8 protein-coding genes and 5 tRNA genes are annotated in these 10,825 nt (G+C 72.5%); 7 read left to right on the top strand and 6 right to left on the bottom strand.

Features of this window, described 5'->3' with window-relative positions:
• Both ABZU52_RS17905 and ABZU52_RS17900 read left to right on the top strand, forming a co-directional pair.
• A partial coding sequence (locus ABZU52_RS17905; RefSeq protein WP_354972116.1) for a hypothetical protein occupies window positions 1-224 on the top strand: 224 nt, incomplete at its 5' end.
• On the top strand, window positions 221-2,974 hold the full coding sequence (locus tag ABZU52_RS17900) for an FtsX-like permease family protein (RefSeq protein WP_354972115.1): 2,754 nt from the start codon (window positions 221-223) through the stop codon (window positions 2,972-2,974). The genes ABZU52_RS17905 and ABZU52_RS17900, both read left to right, overlap by 4 nt.
• 67 nt (window positions 2,975-3,041) lie before the next feature.
• Here the strand turns inward: ABZU52_RS17900 and ABZU52_RS17895 are convergent.
• Window positions 3,042-3,116: transfer RNA gene (locus ABZU52_RS17895), tRNA-Val, on the bottom strand.
• 26 nt (window positions 3,117-3,142) lie between these two features.
• Window positions 3,143-3,215, bottom strand: a tRNA-Gly gene (locus tag ABZU52_RS17890).
• A 148-nt stretch (window positions 3,216-3,363) separates the two neighbouring features.
• Here ABZU52_RS17890 and ABZU52_RS17885 point away from each other — a divergent pair.
• Both ABZU52_RS17885 and ABZU52_RS17880 read left to right on the top strand, forming a co-directional pair.
• Entirely contained in the window at window positions 3,364-3,606 is a 243-nt protein-coding gene (locus ABZU52_RS17885; protein ID WP_091400768.1) for a DUF6458 family protein, read from the top strand.
• A 352-nt stretch (window positions 3,607-3,958) separates the two neighbouring features.
• Window positions 3,959-4,444 (top strand): winged helix-turn-helix domain-containing protein, encoded by a 486-nt coding sequence (locus tag ABZU52_RS17880; RefSeq protein ID WP_354972118.1) that lies wholly within the window; start codon window positions 3,959-3,961, stop codon window positions 4,442-4,444.
• 65 nt (window positions 4,445-4,509) lie between these two features.
• Here the strand turns inward: ABZU52_RS17880 and ABZU52_RS17875 are convergent.
• The 3 genes from ABZU52_RS17875 to ABZU52_RS17865 all read right to left on the bottom strand — a co-directional run bounded on the left by ABZU52_RS17875 (window position 4,510) and on the right by ABZU52_RS17865 (window position 4,775).
• Window positions 4,510-4,584 (bottom strand) — tRNA-Val (locus ABZU52_RS17875).
• A 13-nt stretch (window positions 4,585-4,597) separates the two neighbouring features.
• A tRNA-Cys gene (locus ABZU52_RS17870) sits at window positions 4,598-4,668 on the bottom strand.
• Window positions 4,669-4,702: 34 nt separating this feature from the next.
• Window positions 4,703-4,775: transfer RNA gene (locus tag ABZU52_RS17865), tRNA-Gly, on the bottom strand.
• 402 nt (window positions 4,776-5,177) lie between these two features.
• Between ABZU52_RS17865 and ABZU52_RS17860 the strand changes: the two genes are divergently transcribed.
• The gene (locus tag ABZU52_RS17860) at window positions 5,178-5,780 is read left to right on the top strand and encodes a TetR/AcrR family transcriptional regulator (RefSeq protein WP_354972114.1); all 603 of its coding nucleotides are present in this window, start codon (window positions 5,178-5,180) and stop codon (window positions 5,778-5,780) included.
• Window positions 5,781-5,862: 82 nt separating this feature from the next.
• Complete coding sequence (locus ABZU52_RS17855) at window positions 5,863-6,444, top strand: TIGR03086 family metal-binding protein (protein ID WP_354972113.1); 582 nt, start codon at window positions 5,863-5,865, stop codon at window positions 6,442-6,444.
• 24 nt (window positions 6,445-6,468) lie between these two features.
• Here the strand turns inward: ABZU52_RS17855 and ABZU52_RS17850 are convergent, their stop codons facing one another.
• Complete coding sequence (locus ABZU52_RS17850; protein ID WP_354972112.1) at window positions 6,469-7,602, bottom strand: alkane 1-monooxygenase; 1,134 nt, start codon at window positions 7,600-7,602, stop codon at window positions 6,469-6,471.
• A 221-nt stretch (window positions 7,603-7,823) separates the two neighbouring features.
• Between ABZU52_RS17850 and ABZU52_RS17845 the strand changes: the two genes are divergently transcribed.
• Window positions 7,824-10,751: a M36 family metallopeptidase gene (locus ABZU52_RS17845; RefSeq protein ID WP_354972111.1), complete on the top strand. Its 2,928-nt coding sequence runs from the start codon at window positions 7,824-7,826 to the stop codon at window positions 10,749-10,751.
• Window positions 10,752-10,825: the final 74 nt, after the last annotated feature.

Below are 10,825 nucleotides of genomic sequence, written 5' to 3'. Positions count from 1 at the left end.
CGGGCGCCGCCGTCGGCGCGCTCGCCACCCGCGTCGTCGCTCCCCCGCTCGTGCGCTCCGACACCGGCGCCGCGCCCGTCCCGGCCGCCCAGCCACAGTGGCCATGGCCAGCCGAGGCCGCGCTGCTCGCCGTACTGCTGGCCGGATGCCTGGTGGCGATCGCCGTGGTGGTCACCGTCCAGGTCCGCCGGGCCGACGCCGCGCACCTGCGGGTGGCGCCGTGAACCGGTGGCTGACCCGCCGATGGCCGGCGCCGCACTGGCCCAGCATCCGCGGCCGTGGCCGTACCGACGCCGGACCGCTGCTGCTCACCGCCGCCGTCATCGCGGCCGTCGCGCTGCTCGCCGGGGCCGTGCCGGCGCTGCTCCGCGCCGCCGCCGACAGCGCCGTCCAGGACACCGTCCGCCGCGCCGGCCAGGACTCGAACGTGCTCGCACACTCCGACTGGGAACGCGACGACGGCCCGACCGGCGGACGGGTCCGGACAGGCCGCCTCGCCGACGACGTCGACGACTTCCGCACCCGGGCGACAGACGCGCTCGGGCCCGACCTGGACGCCGCTCTGCTCCCGCCCGTCGCCGTTGTCAACGGCCCGATCCTCAGCATCACCGACGGCAACGTGCCGCGTACCTTCCAGTTCACCTACCTGGCCGATGATCGCGGAGGCCCGGAGGTGACCTGGATCGCCGGCAGTGCGCCCGGCCCCGCCGTTTCCGACGAATTTGTCGAGACCCCCTACGACGGACCGCCCTGGCCGGTGCAGGTCGGCCTCTCCGAGGCGGACGCCGCCGCACTCGACCTCGGCCCCGGCGATCGCATCCCGGTCAAGGACGGTCAGGGTCGCGACAAGGACGTCCGGATCAGCGGGATCTACCGACCCGCGGACAGCGCCGACCCCGCCTGGCGACTCGTCCCGGCGCTGCTGCGCCCCGTGCCCGGCGCCGACGGCGTGGGGATCACCCGGTTCGCCGGCCTGCTGTCGCGCGAGTCGTTACCGGACGCCCGGCTCGCCATCGACGAGGACCAGCTGCGGCGCACCGTCCACTTCGCCGCCGAACCCGACGCGCTCAGCTGGGACACCACCGCGGCGCTCGCCAGCCAGGTGGTCAAGCTCAAGGCAGCCTCCGGGTCGTCAGGCGCCCGCGACCAGTCCCTGAAGTGGGAATCGCGCCTCGACACCGCCCTGCGCGACGCTCGTACGCAGATCAGCGCCGTTTCCGCACAGGCAGCCGTCCTGCTCACCGGGGTGCTGACCGCCACGGTCCTGGTCCTGCTGCTCGCTGCCGACCTGCTGGTCCGCCGCCGTACCCCGGCGCTGAGCGCCGCCCGGCTGCGTGGGGCGGCGCTACCCGACCTCGGTGCGGAACTGATCATCGAGTCCACACTGGTGTCCCTGTCGGCCGCCGCCGTCGGGCTCGCGCTCGCCCGCGCGGCGGCTCCGGGGGTCTCCTGGATCTGGGCCGTTCCCGCTGTCCTGGCCGGTGTCGTTGCCGTGCCGGCGTTCGGCACCCTCGCCGCCGCCCGCGCCAGCCGGGACCGGCGTGAACCCGCCAATCCGGCTGCTCGGCACTGGATCCGGGCCACCGGCCAACTGCGCCGGGCCGCCGTTGAGGTCGCCGTCCTGATCGCCGCGGTCGCCGCCTTCGTCACACTGCATCGGCGCGGGCTCCTGCCGGTCGCCTCCGACGGCGACGCCGGTGAGCTGACCGGCGACCTGATCCTGCCGATCAGCGCCGTCGCTCTGGGCGCGCTCGTCGCCGCGCTCGTCCTGCTCCGGCTGCTGCCCCTCGGGGCGCGGTTCGCGCTCCGACAGGCTCTGCGCTCGCGCCGCCCGCTTGCCGTGTTCGGTGCCGCCCGAGCGGCCGCAACGGCCGGGCGCGCGCTGCCGATGCTGGTTCTGGTGAGCGCCACGGCGCTCGCGTCGTTCGCTCTCGTCCTCGGCGCCACCGTCAGCCGGGGTCTGGCCGACGGCGCGTGGAGCACCGTCGGCGCGGACGCCCGCCTCGACGTCGGCGCCGGCGCCGCCACGCCCGCACTGGCCGAGCGCATCACCGCCGCACCCGGGGTAGCGCAGGTCGTCGTCGCGCAGGTGACCGACTCGGCGCGCGTCTTCACCGATTCGACACTGCTCACCCCACGCCTGGTCATCGTGGACACCGCCGCGTTCCAGCGCCTGCTGGCAACCACCCCGCTGCCCGACGCGCCGGCGCTGGCCCGGCTCACGGCACCCGGGCCGGGCCCCGGGGAGATCCCGGCGCTGGTCCGATCGGGTGACGGTGATCTGCGGACCGGCACGCGGCTTGAGCTGGCCCGGGAGGATGCCCCGGCGATCCATCTCACCGCGGTCGGCACCGCTCCCTCCGTCGGCGGCGCCAGCGACGTCGTCATCGTGGACGCCGCGGCCCTCGCCGACGCCGGGCTGCCCATCGTTCCGAACACCGTCTGGGTGACCGGCCCCGGCGCGGCGCGGGCCGTGTCGAACAGCGGCGTCGCCGCCGACGTCGTGCTGCGCGCGGACGTGCTGCGGGCGCAGCGAGTGGCACCGCTGACCGCAGGGCTACTACGGCTGGCCTGGACGGCCGCCGCCGTGCTGCTGGCGCTGGGGCTGCTCGGCCTCACGCTCGCCGCCGCCGCAGGGGCGTCGGAGCGGTGGCAGACCCTGACCCGGCTGCGGACCCTCGGCCTACGGCCACGCGACGCCCGCTGGGTCGCCGCCGGAGAGCTGCTGCCGCCGGTCGTGGTCGCGGCGGTGTGCGGCCCGCTACTCGGGGCCCTGCTCGTACGCCTGACCCTCGGCCCGCTCCACCTGCGGCTGCTCACCGGCCAGGACGCCGACCCGGCGGCGGTCCTGCCGTGGTGGCTGCTCGGCCTGGTGAGCGTGGCGCTGCTGGCGGCGGCCGCCACTGTCGTACCTGTCGAGTCGGCGCTGCGGCGACGCGACCGGCTGAGCGAGGTCCTCCGCGCCGGCGAGTGACCGGCTACAAAAAACACGCCAGATCGGACATCGATCTTGTCCAACCTGGCGTGAAACCAGCGAAATCTGGTGGGCGATACTGGGTTTGAACCAGTGACCTCTTCCGTGTCAAGGAAGCGCGCTCCCACTGCGCCAATCGCCCGTGGTGGCCCCGTGGGGCACATCGCGAGCGGACGACGGGATTCGAACCCGCGACCCTCACCTTGGCAAGGTGATGCGCTACCAGCTGCGCTACGTCCGCACGTCCCCGACTCGCGCCGGCGACAGGTGAACTCTACCCGATGCCAAGATCGGCTGACGCGGCACCCTGGGCGGCGGGCGGTTGCGCTGGTCGCCACCGGGGTACTGGAGGGCTCGACAGCGCACCACACCCCCTTAAGGAGGCTGTCGTGGGTATCGGCACCAGCATCTTCCTGATCGCGCTCGGCGCGATCCTCACCTTCGCACTGGACGCGAGCGTCGGCGGCATCAACCTCGACGTGGTCGGCTGGATCCTGATGGGCGCGGGCGTGCTCGGCCTGATCATGACCACGCTGATCTGGGGTCGCCGCCGCCAGGTCGTCACCACCACCGAGCAGCCGGTGGAGTACCGCCAAGTCGAGGAGCGGCGGGACATCGCACCGCCGCTGTGACCCGACCTCTCGGCGTCGCTGACGGCGCCGCCCGGATCACAGTGGTTCCGAGCCGGCCGCCCCGCTGCGGGCGGCCGGCTCGTCGCACGGTGACCCCCCGCGTACGCCGGATCATCTCGTCTGGCGGTTTGGACCGGACAGCGACGCCGGCACCGCGGACTCGGGTTCGTTGAAAGCGCGGTGTCCGGGTGGCGGGGATACCCCGACATCCGGAAAGCCGAGTGGATCACGGGGTGGCCAGCCGCCGGAAACCATTGACTACGGGGTCCAGACAGCGTTGTCTTTTACTGGCGCCTGGGGAGGTACGACAGTGATAGACGATGTGTCCCTCGTGTTCTGCGTGACCGCTGACGTGTCGGTGCGCGAGCGGATGGTCCGGCGCCTGGACGGCCTCGGCACGCTGGTGATCTGCACCGACCTCGCGGAGTTGCAGGCGATGATCGGTGCCCCGATCATCAGCGGGCCGGCGCGGCTCCCCACCTCCGCCACCGCGCCCGCGACCACTCCCACCCCACCCGCGGTGGCAGCCGCTCCGGCCGGCCGGATCAGCCTCGGCGATCTCACCATCGACAGGCTCGAACACCGGGTGACGTGGCGCGGAGAACCGCTGGCCCTGACCCGACTCGAGCGCAACCTGCTCACCCAACTCGCCACCGCACCGGTTGGAGTCTGGACGTACGAGAGGCTCTTCGAATCGGTCTGGGGCTGCGCGTTCCTCGGCGACACGTCGATCCTGCACTCGGCCGTGAAGCGGCTCCGTCGCAAGCTGCGCGCCGCCGACGAAACCCTGCGGGTGCACACCGTGCGGGGAATTGGCTACCGGCTCAGCGTCGACTGACGAGCCGGCCCGCCACAAGCGGAACGGCTCGTCACCGGGCCTGCCGGTAACGAGCCGTTCTCCTCTGGTGGGCGATACTGGGTTTGAACCAGTGACCTCTTCCGTGTCAAGGAAGCGCGCTCCCACTGCGCCAATCGCCCGTGCTTGTTGCCGAGGTGGGGACGGGATTTGAACCCGCGTACACGGCTTTGCAGGCCGTTGCCTCGCCTCTCGGCCACCCCACCGAGGTTGCCCCCGTCATGCGTGGCGGCAGCTCCGAGCGGACGACGGGATTCGAACCCGCGACCCTCACCTTGGCAAGGTGATGCGCTACCAGCTGCGCTACGTCCGCACGCCCCCGGACGTTCCCGGGTGACGGATGAGAACTTTAGCCGAGTAGCCGTTTGACTGCCAACTCGGGGTCGCCTCGGCGCGTCCCGGGTGGCCGGGGCTGGGATCGGGGGCTGGATCGGAGCCACGCTCGGCGAGCTTCCTAGGGGGCTGACCTGGTGCCCGAATCCCACACCGACCGTCACCCTCCGACATCCCTAGGCAATGATCGTCATCGTCGTGTCGCATGCCCGACCATCTACCTCTCCGCACCTCGACACCGGGCGGCGGACCTCGACGAACACTCTCCGTGGAAACGACCGACGACACCCGGACGAAGTGTCCGGCTTCCGACTGTCGCCTGCACGAATCGGCGCGTGGTGGTAACTGTTCGTGTTCACTCGGATGGGCTACGGTAACGGTCGTGACGAGACGTGCGGCCGAGATCCGCCTGGATGCCCTGCTGCGCACCGCCTGCGACGTGATCGTGGAGCGCGGTCTGGCCAACACCCGGACGGCGGACGTGGCGAATGCCGCGGGCGTGAGTCAGGCGTTGGTTTTCTACCACTTCGCCACCAAGGAGCGGTTGCTCGCGCAGGCCTTCGCGTACGCGGTCGAGCAGGACCTGGCCCGGTTGGACGCGGTGACCCGCTCGTCGGCCCCGCCGCTGACCAAGCTCCGCCGGATCCTCAAGCTCTACACCCCGGCCGGGCGGGCGACCTCCTGGTCGATGTGGATCGACGGCTGGTCCGAGTCGCTGCGTACCCCCGAACTGGAGAAGGTCTCCCGCCGGCTCGACCTGCGCTGGCGGCAGGACCTGGCCGCGGTGATCACCGCCGGGGTGGCCGACGGCACCTTCCAGTGCGCCGATCCCGACGGGGCCGCCTGGCGGATCAGCGCGGTGATGGACGGCCTTGCCGTCCAACTCGCCGTGCACGACCGGGTGATCTCCCGCCGGCAGTTCGGCGAGTGGGTCCGGCTGGTCACCGCCCGAGAGCTCGGACTGGACCCGGCCGACCTGGACTGATCCGGACAGCCAGCACCGATCGGGCGCATAAAGCCGGGCAAAAGGGACTCGACCTGCCCCGTCGACCGGAACAATCGGCAGCATGGATCTCCTGGAGGCGTACCGCCGGGGCCTGGCCGAATTCGTCGACCGGGTGGACCAGATCGAGCCCGGCCAGTGGTCCGACCCGACACCCTGCGCGGACTGGGACGTCCGCACGCTGGTCAACCACGTGGTGACCGAGGACCGGTGGAGCGTTCCGCTGCTCGCCGGCCGGACCATCGACGAGGTCGGCCACCGGCTCGACGGTGACCAGCTCGGCGCCGACCCGATCGCGACGGCGCGGGAGGCCGCCGCGCAGGCCGAGATCGCCGCCATCCACCCCGGCACGATCGACCGCACCGTGCACCTCTCCAGCGGCGAGACCCCGGCCACCGAATACCTCCAGCAGCTGCTCGCCGAACACCTCATTCACGGCTGGGACCTGGCGGTCGCGATCGGCGCGCAGCCACGGCTCGACCCGGACGCCGTACGGGCCGCCAGCAGGTGGTTCGCCGGCCAGATCGACGACTATCGGCGCAACAACCTGGTCCAGGCCGGGGTACGGGTGCCCGACGACGCCGACGAACAGGACCACCTGCTGGCCGCGTTCGGCCGCGATCCCAACTGGGCGCCGAGCGCCTGACCACGCGGACGACTGCCCACGGCGTCAGCGCCGGCGGTGGACGTTGGCCCGGGTCCGGTCGCCGCCGTAGTGGGCGAGCACCCGATGGTCCATCACCCGGCGCCACAGCGGCGGCACCAGCGCGACGACCACCATCGCGGCGTAACCGGCCGGCAGCTGCGGTGCGGTGTCGAAGCTGCGCAGTGTCTGGTAGCGGCGCAGCGGGTTGGCGTGATGGTCGCTGTGTCGCTGGAGCTGGAAGAGGAAGACGTTGGTGACCGTGCGGTCGCTGTTCCAGCTGTGCCGTGGGTCGACCCGCTCGTAGCGGCCGGCGGCGGTGCGCTGCCGGGCCAACCCGTAGTGCTCCAGGTAGTTGACCACCTCCAGCAGGGAGAAGCCGACCACCGCCTGGAGCGCCAGGAACGGCAGCACGCCGGGACCGAAGGCCACGGTGAGCGCCGCGTACAGCGCCAGGGTCATGGCCCAGGCGTTGAGCACGTCGTTGCGGTGGGTCCAGGGTGACCGGCCACGGATGCGGAACCGGCTGGTCTCCAACCGCCACGCCGAGCGCAGGCTGCCGAAGACGGTACGCGGCCAGAACGCCCAGAAGCTCTCCCCCAGCCGGGAGCTGGCCGGGTCCTCGCGGGTGGCGACCCGCACGTGATGGCCTCGGTTGTGCTCGACGTAGAAGTGCCCGTAGCCGGTGGGCGCCAGGGCCACCTTGGACAGCCAGCGCTCCACCCGTTCCCGCTTGTGGCCCAGCTCGTGGGCGGTGTTGATGGCGATGCCGTTGACCACACCGACGGTGGCGACGAGGCCGGCCGCGCCGGCCACGGAGAGAGCGTCACGGGTCCACACCGCGCAGCAGAGCACCAGGGCCGCGTACTGGGCGGGGAGGTAAAGGTAGGTGAGCCACCGGTAGTAGCCGTCGGCGGACAGCCGGGGCACCGCCTCCTCCGGTGGGTTCTGCCGGTCGTCGCCGCGCAGCAGGTCGATCACCGGGATCAGGCCGAAGACGACGACCGGGGTGACCCACCAGGCCCAGGCGCCGCCGCCGGCCCGCCAGAGCGCGAAGCCGACGAAGGGCAGCGTCGGCACCAGCAGCGCCAGCGGCCAGAGCGGCTTGCGTGGGTCCCGCCAGGCGGCGGGTGGGACGGTCGGATCGGCATCGACAGCCATGGCCAACCTCCGCTCTCGTGTGCTGCCTTCGACTCTGGCAGCCGGCCCGCGTTTTTACAATGCCGCAGTTTTTGTAAAGCTGAATTATCTCGATCCATGACTGCGGCGGCGGGCCGGGACCTTGCCGCCACCTCGACGGGCTGATATCCACAGATGCGCATGCGTCATCGCGCAGCGACGGCTGGCGATCGCCGGCCATCCCGCTCCCACGAGGAGGTCCCGTGCCACAACCGGAATGGTCACCCCCGATGAGCCGGCGTCGACGCCGGCTCATCGCCATCCTGGCGACGACGGCGACGGTCGCCGCGCTGCTTCCCACCGGTGTGAGCACCGCGGCCCCCACCGGCGGTGCAGCGTCCGCCGAGCGCCGGTCCGGGCCGTTCGCCGAGGGGCACGCACCCGCCGACGCCGACAACCGCACTGGTACGGCGGCACCCGACGCCCGCCAACGCGGCCTGGCCCGCGCCGTCGACCCCGACGTCCGGTGGAACCGGCTCGGCACCCCACAGGCGCTCGGCCCCGGTCGCACCCCGCTGGCCAGCGGGCTCCCCGCCGACCCGGAGGCCGCCGCCCGCACCTACCTGGCCGCCAACCCCGACCTGTTCGGCATGGACGCCGCCACGGTGTCCAGCATGGAACGGGTGCTGGTCCGGCCAATCGGCAGCGGCACCGTGGTCACCCTCCGGCAACGCTTCGGCGACCTGCCCGCCGGGCCGGACGGCCTCGTCACGCTCGCGGTCTCCGACGGCAAGGTGCTCTCGGTCAACTCCTCGCTGGCCCGCGACACCGGCGCGCCGGCGCCGGCCACCCGCACCGCCGAGCAGGCGTACGCTGCCGCGCTCGCCGACGCCAAGTTGACCGCCGACGCGGTCGCCAGCCACACCATCCGGTCGGTGGCCGTGCCCACCCCGCTGGACGGGCCCCGGGCCGCCTACGAGGTCACCATGATCGCGGCGGACACCGAGCACCCGGCCGCGTTCACCAGCTACGTGGACGGCAGCACCGGGCAGGTGCTGGTCCGCGAGGACCTCGTCGACTTCGACTCCGACAACCCGAGCTGGGCGGTCTTCCCGGCCACCCCGCCCCGCGACCTCGGCCCCGGGCAGGACCCCCGGGTGCGCTGGTGCGGCGACCCGACCCCCGGCTGCCAGGCCGTCTTCCGCGACCCGGCCACCGGCCAACCGTGGGACGTCGACGCGGCCACCGGCACGCCGACCTTCACCTCGCGCGGCAACTCGGCCAACACGGTGCTCTCCTGGGGTGCGGGGACCGGCACGCCGACCTACACCAGCCCCGACCGCCGCTACGAATTCCCGTTCACCGACCAGTGGCACCAGGCCCGGTGCAACCCGGGGGTGTTCACCTCCGCCCAGCGCAACGACGCGGACGCGTCGATCGCCAACCTCTTCGCCATGCACAACCGGATGCACGACTGGTCGTACCAGCTGGGCTTCACCGAGTCGGCGTGGAACCTCCAGGCGGTCAACCTCACCCCGTCCGGGCTGGGCGGTGACGCCGAGCAGGGCCGCGCCCAGCAGGGCGCGCTGACCGGCAACCGGAACAACGCCAACCAGGGCACCGGGCGCGACGGGCTGCCGCCGACCACCAACATGTACCTCTGGCAGCCGCAGGCGGGTGGGCCGTACCCGCCGTGCGTGGACGGCGACTACGACATGACGGTGATCGGCCACGAGTACGCCCACGCCATCACCAACCGGATGATCGCCGGCCCGGACAGCGGGATCAGCGGCCACCAGGGCGGGTCGATGGGTGAGTCGTGGGGCGACCTGCTCGCCGCCGAGTACCTCTTCCAGCACGGGCTGCGCGCGCCCGGCGAGACACCCTTCGTCACCGGCGGCTACGTCACCGGCAACCTGGTCAGCGGAATCCGCAACTACGACCTGAGCCGCAGCCCGCTCAACTACTCCGACATCGGCTACAACACCGCCGGCCCGGCCGTGCACGCCGACGGGGAGATCTGGGGGGCCACCAACTTCCGGGTCCGCTCCGCCCTGGTCAAGCGGTACGGCCTCGGCACCCCGCAACGGCAGCTCGACTGCGCGCAGGGCAAGGTCGCGGCCGATCAGTGCCCCGGCAACCGGCGCTGGTCACAGCTGGTCTTCGACTCGTTCCTGCTCCAGGCCGCCAGCCAGGTCAGCATGCTCGACATGCGGGACAACATGCTCACCGCCGACCTGCTCCGCTTCGGCGGCGCGAACCAGGACCTGATCTGGGCCGAGTTCGCCCGCTCCGGGATGGGCCGGGACGCCACCACCAACGGTGCCGGCGACACCGACCCGACGCCGAGTTTCGCCTCGCCGCGCGGCGGCAACGCGACGCTCACCCTGCGCCCGCGCGGGGACAGCGCCGACGCGCCGATCCGGGTGTACGTGGGGGCGTACGAGGCGCGGGCCGTGCCGGTGGCCGACACCGACCCGGCGACGCCGATCCCGGACACCGTGCAGATGGTGGCCGGCACGTACGACCTGCTCGCGGTGGCCCCCGGCTTCGGGCACCAACGGCTCAGCGTGGTCGCCAAGGCCGATCAGGACGGGTACGTCGACCTGCGGATGAGCCGCAACCTCGCCTCCACCGCGTCCGGCGCCACCGTCACCGGCGACGGGGTCAACCTGGACCGGGTCGGCGACGACACCGAGGCGACGAACTGGGCCTCCCTGGACGGGGTCGCCGGCCGGCAGCTAACCGTGGCGCTGCCGGGGGGCACCCCGCAGACGGTCAAGCGGGTGAACGTCAGCGCGATGCTGCGCCCGGCGATCACCGGCGACGCCGACACCGGCGCTCAGAACGCGCTCAGCGCGCTGCGCTCGTTCGCGGTGTCCGCCTGCAACGCGACGACCACCGACTGCGCGGACCCGACGCGTTGGCAGCGGATCTACACCAGCGCGGGGGACGCGTTCCCCGGCGGGGCGTACCGGGCGTACAGCCGGGACATCAACCTCCGGACGTTCGCGGTGCCCACCACCCTCGCCACCCACCTGCGCCTCGAGGTGCTGGCCAGCCAGTGCACCGGCGGCCCGCACTACGCGGGTGAGCAGGACGACGACTCGGCCACGACGACGGACTGCGCGACCGCCAGCCCGGCCCGCAGCCAGGTCAGGATCGCCGAGTTCCAGGCGTTCTCGAAGTGACACCGTGGGGGCGGGGGGTTTGCCGCCGCCCCCCCCCCCCCCCACATCAAATATGCCCTCAACAAGGGGGACGC

The organism is Micromonospora sp. NPDC005220 (assembly GCF_040607895.1).
Taxonomy (GTDB): Bacteria; Actinomycetota; Actinomycetes; order Mycobacteriales; family Micromonosporaceae; genus Micromonospora.
Note: the sequence above shows the minus strand (reverse complement) of the source record. Positions and strands in the feature narration are given on the sequence as shown.